The sequence below is a fragment of the Streptosporangium canum genome (assembly GCF_900113865.1).
In the GTDB taxonomy this organism is placed as follows: domain Bacteria; phylum Actinomycetota; class Actinomycetes; order Streptosporangiales; family Streptosporangiaceae; genus Streptosporangium; species Streptosporangium canum.
On record NZ_FOQY01000009.1, the window covers coordinates 174,287 to 199,748 of the forward strand.

Annotated in this window: 25 protein-coding genes and 1 tRNA gene; 9 read left to right on the plus strand and 17 right to left on the minus strand. The window is 69.5% G+C overall.

Annotated elements, in window-relative coordinates:
• The gene (locus BM085_RS16085; RefSeq protein ID WP_093887779.1) at positions 1-1,311 is read right to left on the minus strand and encodes an MATE family efflux transporter; all 1,311 of its coding nucleotides are present in this window, start codon (positions 1,309-1,311) and stop codon (positions 1-3) included.
• A gap of 338 nt (positions 1,312-1,649) precedes the next feature.
• Between BM085_RS16085 and BM085_RS16090 the strand changes: the two genes are divergently transcribed.
• On the plus strand, positions 1,650-4,283 hold the full coding sequence (locus tag BM085_RS16090; RefSeq protein ID WP_093887780.1) for a replicative DNA helicase: 2,634 nt from the start codon (positions 1,650-1,652) through the stop codon (positions 4,281-4,283).
• 190 nt (positions 4,284-4,473) lie between these two features.
• Here the strand turns inward: BM085_RS16090 and argG are convergent, their stop codons facing one another.
• The 3 genes from argG to BM085_RS16105 form a co-directional block, all read right to left on the minus strand.
• A complete protein-coding gene (gene argG / locus BM085_RS16095; protein WP_093887781.1) occupies positions 4,474-5,922 on the minus strand; it encodes an argininosuccinate synthase in 1,449 nt (482 codons plus the stop codon).
• Between the two features lie 202 nt (positions 5,923-6,124).
• Positions 6,125-6,637, minus strand: a complete 513-nt coding sequence (locus BM085_RS16100; protein ID WP_093887782.1) for an anthrone oxygenase family protein — start codon at positions 6,635-6,637, stop codon at positions 6,125-6,127.
• A gap of 92 nt (positions 6,638-6,729) precedes the next feature.
• A complete protein-coding gene (locus BM085_RS16105; protein ID WP_093887783.1) occupies positions 6,730-7,566 on the minus strand; it encodes an NAD(P)H-binding protein in 837 nt (278 codons plus the stop codon).
• 82 nt (positions 7,567-7,648) lie between these two features.
• Between BM085_RS16105 and BM085_RS16110 the strand changes: the two genes are divergently transcribed.
• Positions 7,649-8,578, plus strand: coding sequence for an AraC family transcriptional regulator (locus tag BM085_RS16110; protein WP_093887784.1), 930 nt, complete (start codon positions 7,649-7,651; stop codon positions 8,576-8,578).
• Positions 8,579-8,605: 27 nt separating this feature from the next.
• Here BM085_RS16110 and BM085_RS16115 read toward each other — a convergent pair whose 3' ends face one another.
• The 4 genes from BM085_RS16115 to BM085_RS16130 form a co-directional block, all read right to left on the minus strand.
• Complete coding sequence (locus tag BM085_RS16115; protein ID WP_245789346.1) at positions 8,606-9,325, minus strand: phosphodiesterase; 720 nt, start codon at positions 9,323-9,325, stop codon at positions 8,606-8,608.
• Between the two features lie 166 nt (positions 9,326-9,491).
• Complete coding sequence (locus BM085_RS16120) at positions 9,492-10,073, minus strand: TetR/AcrR family transcriptional regulator (protein WP_093887786.1); 582 nt, start codon at positions 10,071-10,073, stop codon at positions 9,492-9,494.
• Positions 10,074-10,158: 85 nt separating this feature from the next.
• Complete coding sequence (locus BM085_RS16125; RefSeq protein ID WP_093887787.1) at positions 10,159-10,893, minus strand: ABC transporter permease; 735 nt, start codon at positions 10,891-10,893, stop codon at positions 10,159-10,161.
• Between the two features lie 273 nt (positions 10,894-11,166).
• Positions 11,167-12,066: an ABC transporter ATP-binding protein gene (locus BM085_RS16130; protein WP_093887788.1), complete on the minus strand. Its 900-nt coding sequence runs from the start codon at positions 12,064-12,066 to the stop codon at positions 11,167-11,169.
• Positions 12,067-12,199: 133 nt separating this feature from the next.
• Between BM085_RS16130 and BM085_RS16135 the strand changes: the two genes are divergently transcribed.
• A complete protein-coding gene (locus BM085_RS16135) occupies positions 12,200-13,726 on the plus strand; it encodes a sensor histidine kinase (RefSeq protein WP_093887789.1) in 1,527 nt (508 codons plus the stop codon).
• On the plus strand, positions 13,723-14,388 hold the full coding sequence (locus BM085_RS16140) for a response regulator transcription factor (RefSeq protein WP_093887790.1): 666 nt from the start codon (positions 13,723-13,725) through the stop codon (positions 14,386-14,388). Before BM085_RS16135 ends, BM085_RS16140 begins: the two co-directional genes overlap by 4 nt.
• A 93-nt stretch (positions 14,389-14,481) precedes the next feature.
• Here BM085_RS16140 and BM085_RS16145 read toward each other — a convergent pair whose 3' ends face one another.
• On the minus strand, positions 14,482-15,135 hold the full coding sequence (locus BM085_RS16145) for a response regulator (protein ID WP_093887791.1): 654 nt from the start codon (positions 15,133-15,135) through the stop codon (positions 14,482-14,484).
• A gap of 354 nt (positions 15,136-15,489) precedes the next feature.
• Between BM085_RS16145 and dnaN the strand changes: the two genes are divergently transcribed.
• Positions 15,490-16,587 (plus strand): DNA polymerase III subunit beta, encoded by a 1,098-nt coding sequence (dnaN, locus tag BM085_RS16150; protein WP_093887792.1) that lies wholly within the window; start codon positions 15,490-15,492, stop codon positions 16,585-16,587.
• 118 nt (positions 16,588-16,705) lie between these two features.
• Here dnaN and BM085_RS16155 read toward each other — a convergent pair whose 3' ends face one another.
• The 5 genes from BM085_RS16155 to upp all read right to left on the minus strand — a co-directional run bounded on the left by BM085_RS16155 (position 16,706) and on the right by upp (position 20,820).
• Positions 16,706-17,395: a FadR/GntR family transcriptional regulator gene (locus tag BM085_RS16155; RefSeq protein WP_093887793.1), complete on the minus strand. Its 690-nt coding sequence runs from the start codon at positions 17,393-17,395 to the stop codon at positions 16,706-16,708.
• Positions 17,396-17,503: 108 nt separating this feature from the next.
• Complete coding sequence (locus tag BM085_RS16160) at positions 17,504-18,862, minus strand: helix-turn-helix domain-containing protein (protein WP_093887794.1); 1,359 nt, start codon at positions 18,860-18,862, stop codon at positions 17,504-17,506.
• A 132-nt stretch (positions 18,863-18,994) separates the two neighbouring features.
• A complete protein-coding gene (locus tag BM085_RS16165) occupies positions 18,995-19,525 on the minus strand; it encodes a PH domain-containing protein (RefSeq protein WP_012895669.1) in 531 nt (176 codons plus the stop codon).
• 287 nt (positions 19,526-19,812) lie between these two features.
• Positions 19,813-20,043: a hypothetical protein gene (locus tag BM085_RS16170; protein WP_012895667.1), complete on the minus strand. Its 231-nt coding sequence runs from the start codon at positions 20,041-20,043 to the stop codon at positions 19,813-19,815.
• A gap of 138 nt (positions 20,044-20,181) precedes the next feature.
• Positions 20,182-20,820, minus strand: coding sequence for a uracil phosphoribosyltransferase (gene upp, locus BM085_RS16175; RefSeq protein WP_093887795.1), 639 nt, complete (start codon positions 20,818-20,820; stop codon positions 20,182-20,184).
• Positions 20,821-20,986: 166 nt separating this feature from the next.
• Here upp and BM085_RS16180 point away from each other — a divergent pair, with 166 nt between their 5' ends.
• The 4 genes from BM085_RS16180 (at position 20,987) to BM085_RS16195 (ending at position 22,579) form a co-directional block, all read left to right on the plus strand.
• Positions 20,987-21,496 carry a tRNA adenosine deaminase-associated protein gene (locus tag BM085_RS16180; protein ID WP_177245123.1) on the plus strand — a complete coding sequence of 170 codons (510 nt, stop codon included), beginning with the start codon at positions 20,987-20,989 and terminating at the stop codon, positions 21,494-21,496.
• Between the two features lie 16 nt (positions 21,497-21,512).
• Positions 21,513-22,004, plus strand: coding sequence for a tRNA adenosine deaminase-associated protein (locus BM085_RS16185; RefSeq protein ID WP_093887797.1), 492 nt, complete (start codon positions 21,513-21,515; stop codon positions 22,002-22,004).
• 17 nt (positions 22,005-22,021) lie between these two features.
• A complete protein-coding gene (tadA, locus tag BM085_RS16190; RefSeq protein WP_086569957.1) occupies positions 22,022-22,465 on the plus strand; it encodes a tRNA adenosine(34) deaminase TadA in 444 nt (147 codons plus the stop codon).
• 24 nt (positions 22,466-22,489) lie between these two features.
• Positions 22,490-22,579 (plus strand) — tRNA-Ser (locus BM085_RS16195).
• Positions 22,580-22,756: 177 nt separating this feature from the next.
• Here the strand turns inward: BM085_RS16195 and BM085_RS16200 are convergent.
• The 3 genes from BM085_RS16200 to BM085_RS16210 all read right to left on the minus strand — a co-directional run bounded on the left by BM085_RS16200 (position 22,757) and on the right by BM085_RS16210 (position 25,407).
• Positions 22,757-23,059, minus strand: a complete 303-nt coding sequence (locus tag BM085_RS16200) for a type II toxin-antitoxin system VapB family antitoxin (protein ID WP_093887798.1) — start codon at positions 23,057-23,059, stop codon at positions 22,757-22,759.
• A gap of 71 nt (positions 23,060-23,130) precedes the next feature.
• Positions 23,131-23,985: a KPN_02809 family neutral zinc metallopeptidase gene (gene ypfJ, locus BM085_RS16205; RefSeq protein WP_093887799.1), complete on the minus strand. Its 855-nt coding sequence runs from the start codon at positions 23,983-23,985 to the stop codon at positions 23,131-23,133.
• 264 nt (positions 23,986-24,249) lie between these two features.
• On the minus strand, positions 24,250-25,407 hold the full coding sequence (locus BM085_RS16210) for a WXG100 family type VII secretion target (protein ID WP_093887800.1): 1,158 nt from the start codon (positions 25,405-25,407) through the stop codon (positions 24,250-24,252).
• Positions 25,408-25,462: the final 55 nt, after the last annotated feature.

The following is a 25,462-nucleotide window of genomic DNA, read 5'->3' on the forward strand; positions in this document are numbered from 1 at the left end:
TCACGCACCGATCACCAACCACGCCCTGCCGTAGGCGCGTGTTCCCAGAGTGACCAGCCGGGCCGTCATCCACACCCCCAGCGCCAGCCAGAGCGCGGTCAGGCCGCCGCCGGCACCGACCACCAGCAGCGCGGCGGGCAGGTAGGCGAGCGTCGTCCACATGCTCGCCCAGGCGAGATAGCGCTGGTCACCGGCGCCGATCAGCACCCCGTCCAGAACGAAGACCACCCCGGCGACCGGCTGCAGTGCCGCGATCACCCACATCAGGTCGAGCAGCTCCCCGGCCACCGCCGGGCCCGCGTCGAACAGGCCGGGCACGAACGGCCTGGCCACGACCACGGCGAGCCCCAGCACCACGCCCGAGCCGATCCCCCACATGACCATCCTCCAGGTCGCCGTCCGGGTCCCGGCGACGTCGCCGGCGCCCAGGGTGCGGCCGGTGATGGCCTGCCCGGCGATGGCGATCGCGTCCAGGGCGAAGGCCAGCAGGGTCCAGATCCTGAGGGCGACCGTGTGGGACTCGATCTGGTCGTCTCCCATGCGGGTGGCCACGGCCGCCGCGATGGTCATCACCACCTGCATGCAGGCCGTACGGATGACCAGGGCGACCCCGGCGGAGCCCGCCGCCCTGATGCCCGCCAGGTCCGGCCTGAGCGGCGCTCTGTGCCGCCCGAAGACCAGGGCGAGGTAGACCGCGGCGCCGAGCGACTGGGCCAGCACCGTGCCCCAGGCCGAGCCCGCGACACCCCAGCCCATGCCCAGGACGAACACCACGTTGAGCACCGCGTTGAGCGCGAAGGAGCCGACGGACACCAGCAGCGGGGTCGTGGTGTCCTGCATGCCGCGCAGCACGCCGGTCCCGGCCAGCACGAGCAGCATGGCCGGGACGCCCAGCAGGCTGATCCGCAGGTAGGTCACCGCCTGCCGGGCGAGCTCGCCCTCGGCGCCGATCAGGTGGACGAGCGAGGGCGCGAGGGGCCACACCACCGCGATGATCGCCAGGCCGACCCCGGCGGCCAGCCAGAGGCCGTCCACCCCCTGCCGCATCGCCCGCAGGGTGTTGCCCGCGCCGATCTGCCGGGCCACCGCCGCCGTCGTGCCGTAGGCCAGGAACACGCACAGTCCCACCAGGACGCTCAGCACGGTGCTCGCCACCCCCAGCGCGCCGAGCGCGGGGGCGGGCAGGTGGCTGACGATGACGGAGTCCGTCAGCAGGAACAGCGGCTCGGCGACCAGTGCTCCGAAGGCCGGCACGGCCAGCCGGAAGATCTGCCTGTCGTGTTCGCGGCCGGCTCTGGGGGTAAGAGGCACCCCTCTATTGTGCCTCTTACCGCTGGGGCGGCTCCCATGAGGATCAACGGGACGGGACACGCCATGTGAGGATAGTCTCGGCGTGTCGCCCCAACTTTCTTTCCTCCACAGGCAGTGGATGACGTTTTTGCTGGTCAGGCGGCCATGTGGGGCTGTGGACAAGAGTTATCCACAGAACTGTCCCCAGGCTGTCCCTGCCCCTGGGGAAGAACTGGCCACCTTATCCACACCCCTGTCTACAGGTCGCGTTGCCACTTGGTCCGGGGAGCGTGGAAACTGTCAGACTGGTCGGCTAAAAATGGGGATAGCGTAACTGTGTTCGAAAGAGGGGGTGTGCGGTGAGCATCGCGGAGCCACCGGTCTTCGAGCCGGGATTCGAGCGCACCCCACCGAACAACATCGAGGCGGAGCAGTCCGTCCTCGGCGGCATGCTGCTGTCCAAGGACGCCATCGCCGACGTCGTCGAGATCCTGCGGTCCGACGACTTCTACCGTCCGGCCCACCAGATCATCTACGACATCATCACCGACCTCTACGGCCGGGGCGACCCCGCCGACGCCGTCACCATCTTCGACGAGCTGCAGAAGCGCGGCGAGGTCGCCCGGGTCGGCGGCGGCGCCTACCTCCACACCCTGACCGCCGTCGTGCCCACCGCGGCCAACGCGGGCTACTACGCGCGGATCGTCCGCGAGCAGGCCATCCTCCGGCGGCTGATCGAGGCCGGCACCCGCATCGTCTCCTTCGGGTACGGCGGGCAGGACGAGGAGGTCGACGACCTCGTCGACCGCGCCCAGGCCGAGATCTACAAGGTCACCGAGCGCCGCACCTCCGAGGACTACGTCCCCCTGGCCGACATCATGCCCGGGGCCCTCGACGAGCTGGAGGCCATCGGCGGCCGGGGCGGCCAGATGGTCGGCGTCCCCACGGGCTTCCAGGACCTCGACGCCCTCACCAACGGCCTCCACCCCGGCCAGATGATCGTCGTGGCCGCCCGCCCGGCCATCGGCAAGTCGACTTTGGGGCTGGATTTCGCGAGATCTGCCGCTATCAAGCACGGTATGACGACTGTCGTGTTCTCGCTGGAAATGTCGCGTAATGAGATCACGATGCGTCTGCTGTCCGCCGAGGCGAGGGTGGCGCTGCACAACATGCGTTCGGGCACGATGACCGACGACGACTGGGCCAAGCTGGCCCGGCGGATGGGAGAGGTGGCCGAGGCGCCGCTGTTCATCGACGACTCGCCCAACATGTCGATGATGGAGATCCGGGCCAAGTGCCGCCGTCTCAAGCAGCGCAACGACCTGCGCTTCGTCATCATCGACTACCTGCAGCTGATGTCCTCGCCGAAGAAGACCGAGAGCCGCCAGAACGAGGTCTCCGAGATCTCCCGTGCCATCAAGCTCCTCGCCAAGGAGCTGGAGGTCCCGGTCATCGCGATCTCCCAGCTGAACCGTGGTCCCGAGCAGCGGACCGACAAGCGCCCCATGGTCAGCGACCTCCGTGAATCGGGGTGCCTCACAGCGGACACCCGCATCCTCCGGGCCGACACCGGTGCGGAGGTGCCATTAAGGGAGTTGCTGGACAGCGGGGAGCGTGACATTCCCGTGTGGTCGCTCGACGAACGGCTGCGGCTCATCCCGAGGACGATGACTCACGTTTTCTCGAGCGGAGTCAAGGAGGTCTTCAAGCTCCGGCTGAAGTCCGGCCGGGAGGTCGAGGCGACCGCGAACCATCCCTTCATGACCTACGACGGGTGGCGTCCGCTGGGCGAACTCCACCCAGGCACCCGGCTTGCGGTGCCACGTCATGTGCCGGCTCCCGCGCAGCTTCAGGAATGGCCGGACGAGGAAGTCGTTCTACTGGCTCACATGATCGGTGATGGGTCGTTCGTGAAGACCCAGTCGATACGCTACGCGAGCAAGGACGAGGCCTGCCTCGAAACGATGACCGAGGCGGCGAGGCACTTCGGCATCACCGCCGTCCGGGACGAATACGCGTCCGCCAGGGTGACCACCCTGCGTCTGCCCGCGCCTTATCGCCTAACCCATGGCAAGAGGAATCCGATCGCCGCTTGGCTGGACTCGCTTGGACTCTTCGGGCTGAGGAGCCACGAGAAGTACGTCCCTGAAGGGATCTTCTCGCTTTCCAAACGGCAGATCGCTCTCTTCCTGCGCCACCTCTGGGCCACCGACGGCTGTGTCTGGTGGGACGAGAAGCTTGGACAGGCCCGGATTCACTACGCCTCCACGAGCCGGCGCCTGATCGACGACGTCGCTCGGCTTCTTCTGCGCTTCAACGTGATGACCAGGGTGAAGGAGGTGCGGAAGGGTGACTGTCGGCCGGGTTATCAGTTGCTCCTCTACGGTGCTGAGAACCAACTGCGCTTCCTTGACGACATTGGTGTCCACGGTGAACGATCGGTGCAAGCGGAGTGGTGCACCTCTGCGTTGCGTGGAATAAAAGCGAACACGAACGTCGACACCGTCCCCCGTGAGGTATGGGACAGGGTGAGAAACGTACTGGCCGAGAAGGGCATGACTCAGCGGGAGTTCTCGGCTGAGCTCGGCACCCAGTTCTGCGGAAGCAGCCTGTGGAAGCGCGCCCCCGGTCGTGAACGCCTGGGACGGGTCGCCACGATTCTCGATGACGCCCAACTGGAGATGCTCGCCACGAACGACGTCTTCTGGGACGAGATCGTCTCCGTAGAAAGTCAGGGAGAGCAGGTCGTATACGACGCCACCGTTCTGGGCACCCATAATTTCGTAGCGAACGGCATCAGCGTTCACAACTCGATCGAGCAGGATGCCGACATGGTCATCCTTCTCCACAGAGAAGACGCATACGAGCGTGAATCGCCCCGGGCGGGTGAAGCCGACCTGATCGTGGCCAAGCACCGTAACGGCCCCACCGCCACGGTCACCGTGGCCTTCCAGGGCCACTACAGCCGCTTCGTCGACATGGCCCCCCACTAGGCCCGTCCTGTAGGGCCACGGTTTCCGTGGCGGAGTACGGCTTGGCGGGCGGAGTGCGGCCTCCTGGGGTGCGGCCGGAGTACGGCGGAAACTGTCACGGACAGTCCCTTCGCTCGTGTTCCGGCCCCAGCCTCAAGGCGAGCAGATCTTCGGCGGCCCCTTGCCGGGGGCGTGAGTCGATGTGTCCCCGTCAGTCGGTTCCGGACTCCATCGCGGCGCGGTCGAGCATCTCGTCGTCGTCGGAGATCGGGCCGCGTGAGGCGATGGCCTCGGCGCCGCCCTGCGGCATCGCGCCGATCAGTCCGGTGGAGGCCGCCTGGGCGGCGCCGATGAGCGCGGGATGGTCGGTGCCGACCATCCCGAGGCTGGCGTACTGTTCGAGCTTGGCGCGCGAGTCGGCGATGTCGAGGTTGCGCATGGTGAGCTGGCCGATCCGGTCCACCGGACCGAACGCCGAGTCCTCGGTGCGCTCCATCGACAGCTTGTCCGGGTGGTAGCTGAAAGCCGGGCCGGAGGTGTCCAGGATCGAGTAGTCCTCACCACGCCGCAGCCGCAGCGTCACCTCGCCGATGACCGCCGTGCCGACCCAGCGCTGCAGCGACTCTCGCAACATCAGCGCCTGCGGGTCGAGCCAGCGGCCCTCGTACATCAGCCGGCCGAGCCGCCGTCCCTCGTTGTGGTAGCTCGCCAGGGTGTCCTCGTTGTGGATGGCGTTGACCAGCCGTTCGTAAGCCGCGTGCAGCAACGCCATCCCGGGCGCCTCGTAGATGCCGCGGCTCTTGGCCTCGATCACCCGGTTCTCGATCTGGTCCGACATGCCCATGCCGTGCCGTCCGCCGATCGTGTTCGCCTCCATCACCAGGTCGACCGGGGTGGCGAACTCCTTGCCGTTGATCGTCACCGGGCGGCCCTGGTCGAAGCCGATGGTCACGTCCTCGGTGGCGATCTCGACCGCGGGATCCCAGAAGCGCACGCCCATGATCGGGTCCACGGTCTCGATGCCGGTGTCGAGGTGCTCCAGGGTCTTGGCCTCGTGGGTGGCGCCCCAGATGTTGGCGTCGGTCGAGTAGGCCTTCTCGGTGCTGTCGCGGTAGGGGAGGCCGTGGGCGAGCAGCCACTCCGACATCTCCTTGCGGCCGCCGAGCTCGGACACGAAGTCCGCGTCGAGCCAGGGCTTGTAGATGCGCAGGTGGGGGTTCGCGAGCAGGCCGTACCGGTAGAACCGCTCGATGTCGTTGCCCTTGAACGTCGAGCCGTCGCCCCAGATCTGCACGTCGTCCTCGATCATCGCCCGGACCAGCAGGGTCCCGGTGACGGCACGGCCGAGCGGCGTGGTGTTGAAGTAGGCGCGCCCGGCCGAGCGGATGTGGAACGCGCCGCAGGTGAGCGCGGCCAGGCCCTCCTCGACCAGCGCCGCGCGGCAGTCGACCAGGCGTGCGATCTCGGCGCCGTACGCCACCGCGCGGCCGGGCACCGAGGCGATGTCGGGCTCGTCGTACTGACCGATGTCGGCGGTGTAGGTGCACGGGACGGCACCCTTGTCGCGCATCCAGGCGACGGCGACCGAGGTGTCGAGGCCGCCCGAGAAGGCGATGCCGACGCGCTCGCCGGTCGGCAGGGAGGTGAGAACCTTGGACATGAGACAAGAGTATGCATTGCATCGCATGATCATGCAAAATCTCGATCGGCCCGCCCGAGGTTTGGCGGCCCGTGACGCGTTTCTTGACCGCACCCCGACTCGCCGGTACGGGGAACTCCTCGGTCGGCCGCGGCGGCTCGATCACGATGTCGCGGGCCTCGGCGTGGGGTGCGAGGGGGCTCCGGGCGCGGAGAGGGGGAGCCTACGCTCCGGTGGAGGCGATGCCGCCGTGGAGCACCAGGGCCCAGGCGAGGCAGCCGAACGCGGCCGTGGACGTCACCGCGCGGATGAGGTTCCAGCGGTTCCACGTCGCCTCGAAGGCCTCGCGTACCGCCGCGAGGTCGGCGATGCCGTCGGGCTGTCCGGCCGCGGCGAGCTGGTCGTTGAGCGGCACGTTGACGGCGGCGGTGATGGCGAACGTCAGCCCGTACAGCACCAGGGCGGCAACGATCCAGGGCAGCACGTGCCGCCCGTCCCCACGCAGGTGAAGCGCTCCCGCCAGGGCGATCAGGGCCAGCGTGCCCACGAAGGGGACGAGGAACCAGCCGTTGAGGATCTTCACATTGATCCACTGCATCGCGCTGACGAAGGTCCGGTCGTCCGTCCGGCCGAGACCGAGCATGACCGCGCAGGTGAACGCGTAGAACAGGCCCGCGATGAGCCCGGTGGTCAGTGTGGACGCGACCAGCGCGGCGCTCCGAAACAACTCGAACATCCCATCCTCCGTTACGGAAATCCAATGTGCGGTCACGGACGCCGGGCGTGCCCCCGCGGGATCCCGCCCGGCGTCCGTGGATCGCGGGTCTCTCAGCCGTTCCAGACGCCGGTGGCCGCCGCGTCCCGCGCGTAGTCGGCGAAATCCCGGGGCTCCCTGCCCAGGGCGAGCCGGACGCCGTCGGTCAGGTGGGCGTTGCGGCCGTCCAGGACCTTGGTGAACAGCTCGGTCAGCATCGTCGCCTCATCGGCCGGTACGCCGTGCTCCACGAGCGCGTCCGCGTACTCCTCGGCGGAGACCGGTACGTACCGTACCTCCCGGTCTGCCGCTTTGGCGATCTCGCCGGCGGCGTCGGCGAAGGTCAGCAGCCGGGGGCCGGTCAGCTCGTATGTCCGGCCCGCGTGTCCGTCCTCGGTCAGCGCCGCGACCGCGACGTCCGCGATGTCCTCGACGTCGATGAACGGCTCCGCCACGTTCCCGGCGGGCAGCGCCACCACGCCGCTGAGCACCGGCTCCAGCAGGTAGTGCTCGCTGAAGTTCTGGTTGAACCAGCTCGCCCGCAGGATCGTCCACTCGGCGCCGGACTCCTGGACCGTCCGCTCGCAGGCCCGAGCCTCCTCCTCGCCCCGGCCGGACAGCAGGACGAGCCGCCGGACGCCGCCGTCGGCCGCCAGTGCGGCGAAGGAGCCGATCGAGGCGGCGGCGCCGGGGGCGGCCAGGTCGGGGTAGTACGTCACGTAGACCGACTCCACGTCCCGCAGCGCGGCTGCCCACGTGGCCTGGTCCTCCCAGTCGAACGGGGGCGTGCCCGAGCGGGAACCGGCCCGCACCGGCAGGCCGCGGGCCGCGAGCCGTTCCACCACGCGGCGGCCGGTCTTGCCCGTTCCGCCGAGGACCAGCGTCGTTCCCTGTCGCGTGTTCTCTGTCATGCCACAAGTGAAGCGCCGACGAGGTGAGACTGGCCATGGCTGAGAGCCGCAAAACCATGTTCATGCGTCTAAAATCAGGCGCATGGACGTACTCGCGGGTCTCCTGGACGGGCCGAGGGCCCGGGGAGCGTTCCTGCTACGATCGATCTTGAACCCACCCTGGTCCCTGCGGATCCAGGACCGGGCGCCGCTCACCCTGGTGGCCATGATGCGGGGCCAGGCGTGGGTGATCCCCGACCACGGGGAAACGGTACGGCTGCGCCCCGGAGACGTCGCGATCATGCGCGGCCCGGATCCGTACACGGTCGCCGACGACCCGGCCACCCCGCCCCAGGTGGTGATCCAGCCCGGACAGCACTGCACCACCCCCGACGGCGAGTCCCTGGCCCAGGAGATGGCTCTGGGCGTCCGCACCTGGGGCAACGGCCCGGACGGCTCGACGGTGATGATCACCGGCACCTACCAGATGCACGGAGAGATCAGCCGGCGGCTGCTCGCGGCGCTGCCCGCGCTGCTGGTCCTGCCCGAGGACGCCTGGGACTGCCCGCTGATCCCGCTGCTCGGCGACGAGATCGTCAAGGACGAGCCGGGGCAGGAGGCCGTGCTCGACCGGCTGCTCGACCTACTGCTCATCGCCGTCCTGCGGGCCTGGTTCTCCCGCCCGGAGGCGGAGGCCCCGGCGTGGTACCGCGCCCACAGCGACCCCGTGGTGGGCCGGGCACTGCGGATGCTCCACAACAACCCGGCCCACCCCTGGACCGTGGCCGCGCTGGCGGCCGGGACCGGCGTCTCCCGCGCGTCGCTGGCGCGTCGCTTCACCGACCTGGTCGGCGAGTCGCCCATGGCGTTCCTCACCGGCTGGCGGCTGGCCATGGCCGCCGACCTGCTCCGCGAGACCGACGCCACCATCGGCGCGGTGGCCCGGCAGGTCGGCTACGGCAGCTCCTTCGCACTGAGCACCGCCTTCAAACGCGTGCTCGGCGTCAGCCCGCAGGAGCACCGAGCCATGTGAGGGCGCGGGCCGCCTCGCCGTAGGCGGTCAGAGGACCGGGCGCATGTGGGTGGTGAGACGGCCGTCGTCGAAGACGTGCACGGCGATCTGGGGCGGCAGGTCGAAGTCGCGGGGGTCCGGTGAGGCGTACTCCTGGGGGAGCAGCGCGGTGGAGACGACCCCCGGGGCGACGATCAGCGGCAGACCGGCGAAGGTGGTGCTCGCCGGAGTGTGGGCGTGGCCCGCCAGCACGGCCACCACCTGGGGGTGCCGCCGCAGGACCTTCTCCAGCCGCTCCGGCTCCCGCAGCCCGATGGTGTCCACGTAGGGGATGCCCAGCGCCACCGCCGGGTGGTGCATGCCCACGATGACCGGGGTGGCGGGGGATTCGGCGAGCACGGTCTCCAGCCAGGCGATCGTCTCGTCCTCCAGGACACCCTCCGGCCGCCCGGGGACGCTGGAGTCGCACAGGGCCACGGTCAGGCCGTCGAGCCGCAGGACCTGGTTGACCGGGCCGTCGCCGTCCTGGCCGAGAAGGACCTCGCGGAAGGCCGGGCGGACGTCGTGGTTGCCCGGGCAGACAACCGTCGGGTAACGCGAGGCCAGCAGCTCGCGTGCGGTCGTGTACTCCTCGGCCGTACCGTGGTCGGCGATGTCCCCGGTTACGATGACGGCGTCCAGCGGGCCGGGCAGGTCCTCCAGGTGTCGCATTACGGCCCGCGCCCGCTCGACGCTGCGGGGGGAGCCATCGATGTGAATGTCACTCACATGCGCCAGTGTCAGCATGCCCCACAGGGTGCCACGCGCCGCCCTCCGCCCACCCACCCGGTACGGCCCGCGGCGTGCCGGCCGTACGGGGCGGTCAAGAAGCGAGGCGGGACGTCAGGGGAGCAGGACGAGGCGCCCGCGGTGAGCCGCCCGCGGGCTGGGTTGATCAGTCCAGGACCGTGAGCGCCTGGGCGGCGGCGTCACGCAGGCGCGCCGGATCCGACAGCCCCTTGGACGTCAGCCGCAGCCCCTGCAGGAAGACCAGCAGGAACCGGGCCAGCGCCCTCGGGTCGCGGTCCCCGGCCAGCTCCCCCTGCGCCTGGGCCCGGATGAGCGCCGAGGCCAGCGCGGTCTCCAGCGCGGTCCAGTTGGCGTCCACGAACCGGGCCACCGTGTCGTCGCCCGGAAGCATCTCCCCGGCCGCGTTCACGATCATGCAGCCGCGTCGCCGCTGGTCGCGGATGGAATCCTCGGTGTAGGACTCGACCAGCCCCCGTACGGCCGGCAGCGCGGGCCCCGGCTGCGACAGCGTCTCCACCGGCGACGGCTCCCTGGTCTCCAGGTAGCGCCGCAGGGCCTTCAGATAGAGCTCGTGCTTGCCGCCGAACGTGGCGTACAGGCTCGCCCTGCCGATCCCCAGATGTTCCACCAGGTCGGCCATGGAGGTCGTCTCGTAGCCGCGCTCCCAGAACAGCTCCATCGCCGCCTGGAGCGCGACCTCCGGATCGAACTCCTTCGTCCTCGCCATGGGAAAACCGTAGAACAAATTGGAATGACCAGTCAAATAATGTACGGCCCACCCCTCTCCGGGGCGGGCCGTACCGGATCGGGGACTACTCCCACCGGAACAGCCGCGCGGACAGCACACCGGTGACGAGCACGGTCGCGGCCATCACCGCCAGGTGCAGCGGCTGGGGCGCGTGACCCGCCCACGTGTCGCGGAGCGCCTGGGCGAACGGCGCCATCGGCAGGAAGTCGCCGATCCGCTGCGCCAGGTCCGGCAGGAACTCCCGGGGGACCCACATGCCCGCCATGAAGAGCAGCGGGAACATCAGGAGCGAGCCGATGCCCGGCGCGGCCTTGGCGCTGGGCGCCACGGCGGCGATCAGCAGGCCGAGACCGAACATCGAGGCGCTGCCGAGCAGGAAAACACCCGCGAACGCCAGGAGACTCCTGGGCACGGCCACGCCGAGGACGAGGTTGCCCAGGCCGATCAGCAGGACGGTCGCGACGACCGCCACCGCGACGTTGTTCACCACCTGGGCGACCAGCAGCCGGACCGGCCGGACCGGGGTGGTCGACATCCGGCGCAGCACGCCGCTCTCCCGGTAGGCCACCAGGGTGCCCGGCAGGGCGGTCAGCGCCATCGTCACCACCGACAGCAGCACCATCATGCCGGGGAGCTGGGTGTCGATCACCCGTTGCCCGCCCAGGGCGGGGTCCGCCGTCTGGAAGCCGGGGATGCTGCCCAGCCCGAGCAGGAGCGCCAGGGGGAGCAGGATCGCGAAGATCGGACCACCCGGCTCCCGCAGGAAGAGCTTCGCCTCGGTCAGGATCATCTTGTTCATCAAATCTCCTTGAGCGTGGATACCCCGCCCTCGGGTGGGGAGGAAGCGCGGCGCGGCGGCGCGCGATTCGGTAATGTGTTCGGCGGCGGCGATAACCAAGCCGTTACTTGCGTGATCGGCTATACCCTCGCCGCCGGGCCGGTGGAGAGGTGAAACGCCTGTGGAGCCGGTGTAAGACCTCAACGGAGATCCTTCCGGGCGGGCTACCGGCGGTGAAGCAGGAACTCTCACGGGCGACCGTGGGAATCCCCTCCCCTCAGGGAGAGGAGGAGGTCAAGCGGAGATCTTCTTTCCGGTGAGGGCGAGGAAGGCATCGTCAAGGGTGGCCTGCTCCACCCGCAGGTCGGCGGGGACGGCCCCGGCCGCGGCCACCGCGGCGGTGACCGCGAGGAGCAGGTCGCCGGTGCCGGTGACCTCGACCTGGCCGCCGTCGCGGCGCACCCCGGTCACCTCGGGCAGGGCGCCGAGCACCGCGTCATCGAAGGTGCCGGAGGGCCGGAACCGGACGCGTTGCTGACCGCCGGCCCGGGAGATCAGCCCGGACGGGCTGTCCACGGCGACCACCCGGCCGGAGTCGATCACCGCCAGCCGGTCGCAGAGCCGTTCCGCCTCCTCCATGAAGTGGGTGACCAGCACGATCGTCACGCCGTCCGCGCGGACCTGCTCGATGAGCTCCCAGGTGTCCCGGCGGGCCTGCGGATCGAGGCCGGTGGTCAGCTCGTCCAGGATCGCCACGCGAGGGCCGCCGATCAGCGCGAGCGCGATGGACAGCCGTTGCTGCTGGCCGCCGGAGAGCTTGCCGTAGGGGGTGTCCCGCTTGCCGGCGAGCCCGACCCGCTCCATCAGCGCGCCCTGGTCCGCGGGCGTCCGGTAGAAGGAGGCGTAGAGGTCCAGCGCCTCCCAGACCTTGATCTTCGCGGGCATCGCGGAGCTCTGCAGCTGGACGCCGAGCCGCTCCTTGAGCTCGGTGCCGCTCAGGCCGCCGAGCACCTTCACGGTGCCGGAGTCGGGTGTGCGCAGGCCGGCGACGCATTCGACGGTCGTCGTCTTGCCCGCGCCGTTGGGGCCGAGAACGCCGAATATCTCGCCCTCCTCGACGGTGAACGACACGTCGTCCACCGCGAGGTGATCGCGGTACCGCTTGCGGAGGTTGCTGACCTCGATGACCTTCATGCCGACGACCCTAGGAAACCCGCGGGCCGCGCGGAATCCGGCTGAGCACCCGGCGGGGGTGTGGCTACCTCCACCCCGGTACGGCGTCCAGCGCCATTGGTACGGCGAGGGCGGATGGGCGAGACTCCATGACATGAGGCGACATGTGGTGGCGATCGGCCAGGCCCTGGCACTGGGGCTGCTGGCGCTGACGGACATCGTCCTGATCGCGCTGTCCCTGGTCAGCGCCATGCTGACGGCGCTGGGGATGATCTTCGTCTTCCCTCCGTTGGTCGGCCTGATCAGGCGCCGCACCATGCTCGTCAGGGAGCTCACCGGCCGGTGGCTGGGCACTCCGGTGGCGCCGTCCTACCTGCCGCCCCCGCCCCCGCCCCGGCCCCAGCCCGACGGCTGGTACCGGTACGAGCGCCAGCTCTACAAGACACCGTGGTGGCCCGAGTGGAACAACCGCTGGAAGTGGTTGTTCACCGACCCGGCCACCTGGCGGGACGGGCTCTGGCTGTTTCTGAACCCGGTGGTCGCCGGGACGTTCCTGCTGCTGCCCTTCGCCGTGGCCGGCTGCTTCCTGGCGGCGCCGTGGTACCCGAACCCGGTCGCCACGCCCGCGGCGGCGGTGGCGGCCCTCGCCGCGGTGATCGCGATGCCCTGGCTGCTGCGCGGCTACGGGTGGTGGAACCACCTGCTGCTGTCGCCCACGGCGCGGTCCGTCCTGGCCGGCCGGGTCCAGCGGCTCGACCGGGTCCGCCTGGAGGCGGCGGACTCCCAGGCGGCCGAGCTGCGGCGGATCGAGCGAGACCTGCACGACGGGGCCCAGGCCAGGCTCGTCGCCATGGGGATGACGCTCGGCGCGGTCGAGGAGCTGATGGACAGGGATCCGGCGGCGGCCAAGGCCCTGCTGGCCAAGGTGCGCGAGGCCTCGTCCACGGCGCTCGTCGAGCTGCGCGACCTGGTCCGGGGCATCCACCCGCCGGTCCTGGCCGAGCGCGGCCTCGGCGACGCCGTACGGGCCTTGGCGCTGGACAGCCCGATGAAGGTCAAGGTCACCGTCGACCTGAAGACGCGCCCGGACTCGCCCGTCGAGTCGGCCGCCTACTTCTCGATCAGCGAGCTGCTCACCAACGCGGCCCGGCACGGCGGCGCCGAGCGCGTGTGGATCGACATCAGCAGGCAGGACCGGACCCTGCGCGTCACCGTCACCGACGACGGCTCGGGTGGCGCCGACCCGTCGCGGGGCAGCGGCCTGCGCGGCATCGAGCGGCGGCTGGCGGCCTTCGACGGGGTGCTCGCGATCAGCAGCCCGCCGGGGGGACCGACCACGGCCACCATCGACCTGCCGGACGCGCTGCTCTGGTCCGAGCCGGAGACCAAGGTGCCGATGCCGCGCTGGAAAGCCGTCGTCGTCGGGCTGGGCTGGAGCCTCGGCTGGCTCCCGCTGTTCCCCCAGGGGCTGGTCCCGATGGTCGTCAAGATCGTCGGCGGTGAGGAGTCCAGCTGGTGCCTCGCGCTCTACCTGCCCGAGCCGTGGCAGTGGCCGATGATCGTCTTCAACATCCTGCTGGGCCTCGGCATGTACAGCGTGGCCCTGGCCCTTCCCATCGCGCATTCGCGGCGGCACTCCGTGACGGAGAACACCGCGCGCCGTCTAGTGTTGGACCGATGAGCCCGAGAGTCGTCATCGCCGAAGATCTCTACCTGCTCAGGGACGGCCTGGTCCACCTGCTTCAGGCGCACGGCTTCGAGGTCGTCGCGGCGGTCGAGTCCGGGCCCGAGCTGCTGAAGGCGCTGACCGACGAGCGGCCCGACGTCGCCGTGGTGGACGTACGGCTCCCGCCCACGTTCACCGACGAGGGCCTCCAGGCGGCGCTGGCCGCCCGCAGGGCCGTCCCCGGCCTGCCGGTGCTCGTGCTCTCCCAGCACGTCGAGCAGCTCTACGCGCGCGAGCTGCTGGCCGACGGCTCCGGGGCGATCGGCTACCTCCTCAAGGACCGGGTGTTCAACGCCGAGCAGTTCGTCGACGCGGTCCGCCGCGTCGCCGCCGGAGGCACCGCGATGGACCCCGAGGTGATCGCCAAGCTCCTGGCCAGCACCGCCCGGCACGAGCCGCTCGGCGCGCTGACCCCGCGTGAGCGCGAGGTGCTGGAGCTGATGGCCGAAGGCCGGTCCAACGCCGCCGTCTCCCAGCGCCTGTTCCTCAGCGAGAGCGCGGTCGGCAAGCACACGGCCAGCATCTTCGGCAAGCTCGGCCTCGCCCCGTCCGACGACGACAACCGCCGCGTCCTGGCCGTCCTGACCTACCTCAACGCGGCCCGCTCCCAGCCGTAGCCGCCTTCCGGACCGCCCCTCCCCGCATGCGCGCGAGGACGTCAGCGGCTTCCAGCCTGCCGCCATCCCGCCCCTGCCGCATGCGCGAGGACGTCAGGCGCGCTGGATCAGCCCGGTCTCGTAGGCCGTGATGACCGCCTGGACCCGGTCGCGCAGGCCGAGCTTGGTCAGCACGTTGCTCACGTGGGTCTTGACCGTGTGCTCGCTGACCACCATCGTGGCCGCGATCTCGGCGTTGGACAGGCCGCGGCCGAGGAGTTCGAGGGTCTCGCGTTCCCGGGCGGTCAGCATGTCGAGCCCGGCCGCCGGCGCCGGGGGCCTGGCCCGCCTGCGCACCATGTCGTCGATCAGCCGCCGGGTCACCGACGGCGCGAGCAGCGACTCGCCGCCGGCCACCACCCGGACCGCCTGCACCAGGTCGTCGCGGCGCACGTCCTTCAGCAGGAACCCGCTGGCCCCGGCGTGCAGCGCGTCGTAGACGTAGTCGTCCTGGTCGAACGTGGTCAGCATGAGCACCTTGGTGTCCGTCTCCTCGCAGACCACCCGGGCCGCCGCGATGCCGTCCATCCTGGGCATCCTGATGTCCAGGAGCAGCAGGTCGGGCCGGTGCTCGCGGACCGCGGCGACCGCCTCGGCCCCGTCGCCGGCCTCGGCCACGACGGCGATGTCCGGCTGGGCGTCCAGGATCATGGAGAACCCGCCCCTGACCAGCTCCTGATCGTCGGCCACCACCACACGGATGCCCATCACCCAACCGCCTTTCGGTTTTCCCGGAGCCGGGCCGGTAAACGAGGAACCTCGCATGTCTGACCATATTGGTCAGCTCCTCCGGAACGTCCCGGCGGGTCATCGGTCAGCTCCTCCGGAAAGACCCGGCGGGCCGCGGTCCTCCGTCCAGCCGGGGCACGGCCGGCGACGGCCCTCCTCCGCTGCCGTACGGCCTGCCCCTCCCGATCACACCGGCCCCGCGGCCTCGCCCGCATGAGGCATCACGCGGCATATGGGGTGGCTCGGCGGTTCTTGTCGGACCCACCGGCTACCGTTCTGTTGACGTACGGCTCCCGCGTGTGGCGGTGCCGTTCAGGACGAAGGGATGATCAGGTGAAGTTCCAGGTTAACCGTGATGTCCTGGCCGACGCGGTGGCCTGGGTCGCCCGGGCGCTGCCGAACCGTCCGGCACTCCCCGTGCTCTCCGGGCTGCTCCTGGAGGCCGACGACGACCTCATGCTGTCGGTCTTCGACTACGACGTCTCCGCCCGCGCCTCGATCGAGGCCGACGTGGCGGAGCCGGGCCGGGTGCTGATCCCCGGCCGGATCCTCGCCGAGATCACCCGGAGCCTGCCCGCCGAGCCGGTGGAGATCGTCACCAGCGGCTCCGAGGCGGTGCTGACCTGCGGCAGCGCCGAATTCGGCCTGCTCACCATGCCGGTGGAAGACTTTCCGACCCTGCCGTCCATGCCACCGAAGATCGGCGCGGTCGGCGGTGGCGTCTTCGCGAGCGCGGTCGGCCAGGTGGCGCCCGCGACCAGCCGTGACGAGACCCTCCCCATGCTGACCGGCGTCCGGATCGACATCTCCGGCGAGACCGTGGCCATGGCCGCCACCGACCGCTATCGCATCGCGGCGAGGGAGTTCGGCTGGCGCCCCGAGGAGCCCGGCGCCGCGGCCGCGGCCATGGTGCCCGCCCGGGTGCTCGTCGAGGTGGCCAAGTCGCTGCGCGGCGGCGAGGTGTCGATGGCGCTGGGCGACGGTGTCGCGGGCTTCGAGAGCGTCGGCCGCAGCACCACGGTCCGCCTGCTCGACGAGCAGTTCATCGACTACCGCGCGCGGCTGACCGACGACTGGTCGATCCGGGCCGACCTCCGGGTGGCTCCGTTCATCAGCGCGATCAAGCGCGTCGCGCTGGTCGCCGAGCGCAACACCGCGGTCCGGCTGTCGTTCAGCCAGGGGCAGGTGCTCATCCAGGCGGGCGGTGGCGACATCGGCCGCGGCACCGAGGTCATGGAGGCGGAGCTGTCCGGCGACGGCATCCAGATCGCCTTCCAGTCCCAGTGGCTGCTGGACGGCCTGGCCGGGGTCGAGACCGAGTTCGTCCGGCTCAACATGGAGTCCCCGAGCAGGCCGGCCCTCATCACCGAGGTTCCCGGCGACGCCGACCCCGCCTTCCGCTACCTCGTGATGTCCCTGCGCCTCACCTGACCGGGTCCCGCCCGATGTGCGAAAGGGCCCGCTCCCTCAAGGAGCGGGCCCTTTCGCACATCGGGGGTCTTCGCTGCCGATCACGTCCGGCTGTCGGCGACGCTCGTGGTCGACGCGGCTAGGAGGAGAGCTCCTGAGCCTCGGTCAGGGCGATCAGGATGTGCTCCATGCACGCGTGGCCGGCGCGTTCGGCGGCGGCCGCGTCGCCGGCCGCGATGGCGCGGGCGATGGCTTCGTGCGGGATGTAGGTGCTGTTGAGCGAGGTGCCCGCGGCGGTGATGCTCGCCCGCAGGGCGGCCGAGAAGTCCTCGTAGAGGTCGATCAGGACCAGGTTGTGGGTGGCCTGGACGACCGCGATGTGGAAGGCCAGGTCGGCCTCGACGAACGCGTTGGGCTCGCCGATCTCCCAGGCCCGCTCCCGTTCGGCCAGGGCGGCTTCGATGCGGACGATGTCGGCGTCGCTGCGCCTCGTCGCGGCCAGCCTGGCGGCCTCCACCTCCAGCGCACGCCGTACTTCCAGGATCTCCAGTTGCTCGGCGGTGCGCAGCCGCCGCAACATGGCACCCGACAGCTCGCTGGTGGCGCGGACGTACGTGCCGTCGCCCTGACGGCACTCCAGCAGGCCCGCGTGAGTGAGCGCCCTCACCGCCTCGCGCACGGTGTTGCGTCCGACCCCGAGCTGTTCGGCGAGCACGGTCTCGGTGGGAATCTTCGCGTGCATCTGCCAGGAGTTCGAAGTGATCTGCTCTTTGAGCTGATCGATCACCTGGTCGACGAGGGACGCTCGCTGCGCCGTACGCAGACTCACAGTCCGCCTCCTCCGGGGAAACCAATCATCCTATGAGTCAATGACTGGTCGACCCTAATTATTCCGGAGGCAGAAAAACAAATCCAGAGGCCTGAAGAGTGAGTTGTTTTACCGAACCAGCGCCGAATCGACCGTCACACCAACCATCGCACTACGCACTCCGGCGGCTTCGAGCGCCATACGATATGCGCTCGCCTGCTCCTCGCCGGCACCGACCCGGCTGTAGAGGTCGCCGAGCTCGCGCCAGACCCGTGCGATCTCCCGGTCAGGGCTGGAGGCCCCGGACCGAAGCTCGTTGAGCAGCCCGCGGGCACTGTGCAGGATGGTCGTGACGTCGCCTTCGCCGCAGGCGAGCGCGACCTGGGCGAGGACCAGGTGTGCGGTGGCCGCCGTGGCGCCGATCCGGCCGCTCAGCGCGTCGAGGGCGGACCCGGCCAGGTCGGCCGCGCCGTCCGGATCGCCGCTTCTGAGCTGGACGTAGGCGAGCACCACCAAGCTCTTGGCGTGGTCGTCCACCCTGTCGGGGAACGCGCCGAAGACCTCGCTCGCGGCGGTCGCGAACCGGTGGGCCTCCTCAAGCGGTTCCTCGCCGTGGGAGGCGGTGAAGCGCGACCAGTCCATCGCGATGCGGGCCAGCCGGAAGGCCATCCGGGTCGGACGTCCGGTCGCGATCGCGTCGTCGGCGAGGCGGACGGCCAGCGCCGAGTCCTCCCCCTCGGCGGCGGTGATGCTGGCCTGCCAGAGGGCGTGGATCTCGGCGGTGCGGTTGACCGCGGCCGGAACGCCGTTGACCGACAGGATGTGCCGGACGTAGGACAGGCCCGGCGAGCGCGGTCCGCGGGAGATCTCGGTCTCTATCAGGGAGGCGGCCAGGTCCACGGCGATCTCACCCTGAGCCAGGGCCAGCCGGTTCACCTGGGTGAGGGCGTGCGTGGCCAGGTCATGGGCGCGCAGGGCGTCGCCGGCGTGCTGGTAGCAGCGGCTCAGCGCCACCGTCAGGGGCAGGTCGGCCAGCCGTTCGGGATGGGCGGCCGCCTCGCGCCGGAGCCGTTCGAACGCCTCCACCGCCGGGCCGATCCTGCCCTGGGACTCCAGGGCGCGGGCCCGGCCGAACCGCGCGTGCGCGGCCAGCATGGCGTTCTCCTCGCCGGCGACCTTGACGATCTCGCCGAACCGCTCGGCGGCGGCGGACGGGTCGCCGTGCTGCAGCTCCAGCTCCGCGTGGCGCAGGCCCAGCTCGGTGTCGATGCGCTGGCGCGGCTCGATCCCGTGCAGCAGGAACTCGGTGGTGCACCCCAGCCGTTCGGCGAGAAGGCGCGCCACCACCGGAGTCGGCGTGCGCTTGCCCGACTCGATGAGGGAGACATAACTGTCGGAGAGGTCAGGCCCTGCTAGCTGGGCCTGAGACATGCGCCTACTCAGCCGCAGTCCGCGGACGCGGTCACCGATGGTTCCCTGACTCGGCATCTGATCTCTCAGGGCGGGGGATGGTCAATGTTCCCGCCATGATTGCATGAAGCAGTCGAATCGGGTAACCCCACGTGAAAAATCCTCAGACGGACTCTTCCCCAGCCTCATGCCATAAAGGACTATGAGGGACTAATCATCCGAGTCGTTGCCTCCGGGGAACAGCATCTGGCAGACCTCAAGGTAGAGGGTCTCCGGATAGGGGATATAGGTCACCGTCGACAATGCCTGATCTTGACCGGCCGATTCCAGGACGAACTCGCCGTATCCCAGCATCCGGCCGAGCAGTGAGCGCTGGAAGCTCATGTCCGTCACCTTGCCGAGCGGCATCATCGCGACCTTGCGCGTGATGAGCCCCGTGGTGAGCAGCATGCGCTTGGACGTGACCACGAAGTAGTCGACCGACCACTCCGCCACCTTCCACACGAAGCGGATCAGCAGCAGGAGCCATGCCCACCAGACGATGACGAGCGCGCCGCCACCGCCCTGGTCGCCGAACCACTTGCTGAGCAGCCCGGCGAGAATCAGGCCGCCGAAGACCTCGGCGACAGGGCGGAGCAGTACGGCCGGGTGGCGCCGCACCATGATGACCTGGTGTTCGTGGGGGAGTAGGTAGCGGTTGACCGACGAGGGAGCTGAGTCCCCGTGGGTCACAAGTCTCATGACAGATGGGAAACGAACTGGGCCAGGGAATTGGCCGCGGTGTATACCGTGTCCATGGCACCCCTCACTGCGTTCGCGGCGTCACCTGGTCGTGTGAACAGGAAAAACGCTACGAAGGCTGCCCCGCCATACGTTAGAACTTTCTTGACCTGCACTGCGGCCTCCTACTACCACTGACCCACTGCACCCGCCGTATACATTACCCACGCCATAGGCGAGGTAAAGCGCATCAACCCATTACGGTCTCGGCCCGTCCCGAAGACCTGGTGGGAGTGATGTGATATCCGTCACCCGCGTTCGCTCGCGACCAGCGCGAGGACTTCGAGGTGTTTGCGGGCGATCCGCTCGACCAGCCCGGGATGGGCGTGGCCGGTGACCTCCAGCGCGCCGTAGTGCGCCGCCTCTATGCAGCGGGTCACGGTGGTCGCCGGGTGTACTTCGGAAAACTCATCCCGCAACGCGGCGCTGACGTCCTCGTAGGGATCCGGTTCCGGGTCCGGGATGATTCGCTCGCTCATGGTTCTCCCTGGTGTGCGCCCACCGCCGCCGTGGGCCGGGGACACAGAAGAGATGTCTTCGTCACTATCGGTACCCACATAAGCACACCGTGTAACGGAGAAACGGCGAAACGACCCTCTCTTGGGGAGGAAGATTACTTAGACGACGCCGTAAAGCCGGTCGCCGGCGTCGCCGAGACCCGGAACGATGTAGCCGTGCTCGTTCAGCCGCTCGTCCAGAGCCGCGGTCACCAGGCGGATCGGCCTGTCGGTGCCCGCGAAGACCTCGTCCATGTGGGCGATGCCCTCGGGGGCGGCCAGCAGGCACAGCGCGGTCACGTCGTCGGCGCCGCGCTCGAAGAGGAACTCGATCGCCGCGGCCAGGGTGCCGCCGGTGGCCAGCATCGGGTCGACCACGTAGACCTGCCGGCCCGACAGGTCGTCGGGCAGCCGGGTGGCGTAGGTCTCCGCCTTCAGAGTCGACTCGTTACGGATCATCCCGAGGAAACCGACCTCGGCCGTCGGCAGCAGCCGGGTCATGCCGTCCAGCATGCCCAGGCCGGCGCGGAGAATGGGGACCACCAGCGGGTACGGCTGGGCCAGCCGCACGCCCGGGGCGGCGGCGACGGGGGTGTTCACCGTCACATCGGTGGTGCGGACCTGACGGGTCGCCTCGTAGGCGAGCAGCGTCACCAACTCGTCGGCGAGGCGCCGGAAGGTGGGTGAATCCGTGTTCACATCCCGCAGCACGGTCAGCTTGTGGGCCACCAGCGGGTGGTCAACGACCAGGGTCTCCATGGGCGTCAACGGTATCTCGGATGGCAGCTCAGGAGATAACGGACCACAGGCGCATCACATCGCCCGCTCACGCGGATTTGATCACAATTTGGTCGGAGGGGCGTACGGTGATGGGCTGGTTCTGAAAGCATTGACATCCGTAGAGAACGCATCGGTGGGGATGGCCATGGCAGACGAAGACTCGCTGGACTTTGCCATCGTGGTCTATCGCGAGGACGAGATCTGGGAAGCGGAGATGCTCCCGGTGGCGCTCACCTCGGATCTCGACGGCCTGATTCACGCTCTGCGCCAGCAGCCGAGCATGAACGGAACGATTGGCCTGGTCGCCGTGGGGGATGAGTTCTTCGTGGCGCTACGGGTGTTCGGTGAGCGGGTGGAGGTCTTCCTCTCCGACATCGCCGCGTCCTGGGACTTCGCGCTCGCGCAGCAGGCGCTGGAATACCTCGACGTGCCGGTCCCCGACGAGGACGAGCTTGAGGCGATCCTCCAGGACGAGGAGACGGCGCTCCCCGCCGGGGATCTGTCGATCTTCGCCGACCTGGGCCTCGACGAGATGGAGCTCGGCATCCTCTCCGGGGACATCGACCTGCTCCCCGAGGACGTGCTGTCCAGCATCGCCGCGCGGCTGGGATTCTCCGAGCCGTTCGAACGCGCCATCGACTCGGTGTTCGGCTGACCTCGGGAGATCGGCCATGGCCTCCAGACCATCCGGAAACAGCGTGTTCTCGGCAGCCTTCGTCCGCACCGCGGACGGATGGAACGGCGCGGAGGTCGATCTCAGCGCCGCCGAGATAGCCGACGACCTGGGCGACGCCGTCCAGGAGCATCTCGGGCTCAGCGGCGACGAGCTGGCCCTGCTCTGCGTGGAGGTGGAGGACGAGTGGTTCGCGATCGTCCGTTACCAGGGCGACCTGGAGCCCCGCGCGTTCCTGTCCGACGCCCAGGCCGGGCTATCCGACCAGCTCGGCGAGCTCTTCACCGAGCTGGCCGGGGTCGCGCCGGACAAGGAGACCCCCGATCTGGGCGTACGGCCTGCGGGTGACTTCGAGCTCCTGAGCGACCTCGGGGTGACTCCCGAGGAGCTCATCGAGCTCAGCATGGAGGAGGGCGTCCTCCCCGCGGACACGCTCTCGGTGATCGCCGAGCGGCTGGCCTTCGCGGATGAGCTCGACCGGCTGCGGTGACGGACTACGTCCCGGAGATGCGGCTCGCCCTGGCGCAGGCCGCGGCGGCCGGTGCCCGCGGTGAGGTCCCGGTCGGCGCGGTCGTCCTCGGCCCGGACGGATCGGTGCTGGCGCGGGCCGGAAACGACCGGGAGTCCCTGAACGACCCCACCGCGCACGCCGAGGTCCTCGCCCTGCGGGAAGCCGCGCGGGCCCGCGGGGAGTGGCGGCTGACCGGCTGCACGCTGGTGGTCACGCTGGAGCCCTGCACGATGTGCGCGGGGGCCTCGGTGCTGGCCAGGGTCGACCGCATCGTCTACGGCGCCGTGGACGCCAAGGGCGGAGCCGCCGGCTCGCTCTGGGACGTGGTGCGGGACCGCCGTCTCAACCACCGGCCCGAGGTCGTCATGGGGGTGCTGGCCGAGGAGTGCGCCGGCGTTCTCACCGAGTTCTTCACCGTCCGCCGGATGCGCGAGCAATAGCGGTTATCCGGTAAGCTGCTCGGCGGTGGTGTCGCCTAGTGGCCGAGGGCGCACGCCTCGAAAGCGTGTGATGGGGCAACTCATCCGTGGGTTCAAATCCCACCACCACCGCCACAGAAAAGGCCTCCGGCCCCGTCGAACGGGGCGGAGGTCTTTTGTATGTCCACGCCTTCCGAAGCCCTCCGCGCCGAGGTCTTTCCGCCGGGACGGGCGCAGTCGGTCGCGGGGGCGCTCGTTCCGCCATGACGGCGAAGGGCCCCCGGGATCACACCGGGGGCCCTTGCGCGGTCCTCAGTCCTCGGAGGGGAGTTCCAGGACGCGCGCGTGCAGGACCGAGCGCTGGTGCAGGGCCGAGCGCAGCGCGCGGTGCAGGCCGTCCTCAAGATAGAGATCACCACGCCACTGCACCACGTGCGGGAACAGGTCGCCGTAGAACGTGGAGTCCTTCGCGAGCAGGGAGTGCAGGTCGAGCACCGCTTTGGTGGTGATCAGCGTGTCGAGCCGGACCTGTCGCGGCGGTATCTGCGCCCACTCGCGATGCGAGAGGCCGTGCTCGGGGTAGGGCCGTCCATCACCGATCAGCTTGAAGATCACAGTATGTAGTTTAGGAGAGATTCGGACCCTTTGCCTTCCGGGCGGCTCTCATCGCAGGTCAGCGGCCTCTTTCAGATGCCGCCGGCGAAGGTGTCGCACCGGTTGGGGTCGCCGCTCTCATAGCCGGTGGTGAACCACTTGACACGCTGCGCCGACGTTCCATGGGTGAAGCCGTCGGGGTCGACCCGGCCCTGGGTCCGCTCCTGGATGCTGTCGTCGCCCACGGCCGAGGCCGCGCTGAGCGCCTCGTCGATGTCCGTCTTGGTGAAGGGCTTCTCGAACAGGCCGGTCTCGTAGGCGTTCTTGGCCCAGGCGCCGGCGTAGCAGTCGGCCTGAAGCTCCAGCCGGACCGAGCCGCTCTCGGGACCCTGCCGGTCCCCCTCCGCCCTGGCGTTGGTGCCGAGCAGGTTCTGCACGTGGTGGCCGTACTCGTGCCCGATGACGTAGGCCTGGGCGAACGGCCCGCCCTTGGCGCCGAACCTGGTCTCAAGCTGCTTGAAGAACGACAGGTCGAGGTAGACCGTGCGGTCGGCCGGGCAGTAGAAGGGGCCGACCGAGGAGTCGGCCGCGCCGCAGGCGGTGTCGACCTGCTGGGAGAACATGACGGTCTTGGCCGGCTCGTAGTTCTGCACGGCCTTGGGCCAGTAGTCCTGGATGCTGTTGACCACGCCGACCACCCGGCACTCCTCGTTCTGGTCGGCGTCCTGCCCGGTCTTGCACTGGGCGCTCAGATCGGAGCGGGGGCCCACCGGCGCGGGGTCGCCGCCGGTGATGTCTCCGGGGTTGATCCCGAATATCAGCGCCACGATGAGCGCGAGGATCCCCGCCGCGCCGCCGCCGACCGCGAGCCCGCCGCCGGGGATCCTGCCCCGGCCGCGGCTCTCGACCTGCGAGCTGTCCAGCTGGGCATCGTCCTTGAAATCCATCGCCGACGTCCCTTCGATCCGCTAGGACCCTCCGACTGCCCTCAGAAGGGCTGGACATGCCGGTGGGTTCGGATACCCCCGGAGGAGACGCGGCAGGGCTCTGTGGCTCGCCGATCCGGTGGCCGGCACCGTCCCGCCCGGCCGTGACCTCACGGCCCGGCGGACCCCTCCCCGTTGGCTGTCTCAGACATTCCCCGGACGGCTCCGTCTACGCCACGGCACGGCGACGGCCCCGAAGGCGGAGGACACGGCCCTGGTCGCGGCCTAGCCGAACCTCTTCTCCGCTTCCTCGTACTTCAGGAGACGCTCCTGCTCCTGGTTCCGCGGCTCCCATAGATCCTCCTCGGTTCTATGGTCGTTCATCAGCCTCTCGTTAAGGTCCGGCCGTAGCTCGTCAATCCTCGTGCGGGACTCGGCGAGGGTTTGGTCGGTGATGAGCAGACCGGGCAGATTTTGCTCGATGCGCTTGGGCATGCCCTCGTAGAGGGTCATGAACTCCCGGTTCGGTTCCTCGAGGAAGGCGCGGGTCCGGCTGTCGGGGGTGCCACCGAAATCCCAGAACTCGCGCAGGCCGCTGCGGTCCGGATCCGCCCCGCGGTCGAAGTTGTGCCTGCACCAGTCAAGGAGCTCCGCGTACCTGCTGGTCGCCGTGGCCAGGCCGCCCGCGACGACAGCCAGGGCGGTCGCGTTCCCGTAGATCTGCCGCAGCGCTGTCTGGGCGTTGTCCGCGGCCGCGCCACGCCACGGCGAGTCCCGCAGGTCCTGAGCCCGGCTCTGCAGTGCCCTGACCAGTTCGATCAACGCGTCGGTGGCCTGGCTGTAGTGCGGGGAGTTGTCATGGAAGCGCTTGTCGGGAGAGAAGTCCTCCTTCGCCCTCTCCGCGGTCATGTGGCCGACGCCGTAGTCGACCTCCTCGGAAAGCTCCAGTGACAGGCTGCTCTTGGGATAATCCTTGCTCGGGGTAGTGAAGAGCCTGCTTCTGGGCGAGTTGCCCCCCAGCATCGCGGCGATCCGCTCCTCGAACCTGGACCGGGCGATGTCGCCGAGCAGTGGCTCCTCTAAAAGATCATATCGCTGGGCGCACTGCTCGATCAGTAGCCCGGCCATCGCCGTCTCCGCGTACAGATCCGCCCAGAAGCGGGAGAACGCGTCACCGGCGTAGTAGAGCAGCTCGCCGATAGACCCGGGTAAGTTCCAGTTGAGCGACAAGCAGAAGCGATCGGGGTATTGGGCGAAATATTTGTCGTTGCCCGCAGAGGTGCCGATTTTGACGAGGCCGAGGGCGGCCGCCCGCACTCCGGCACGGTCGATCTCGTAGCCGTCGCTGTGCTCGTTTCCGAGGCCCGGCCAGTATCCGGGGGACTTGGGGACGGCGTCCCACTGGGACAGCAGCTCGGTGGAAGTGGGGCTCGGATCACGCATGTCAGCCTCCGAAGATCAAACTCGGGTGGCCACCCTATGGACATGCCAGATGTGC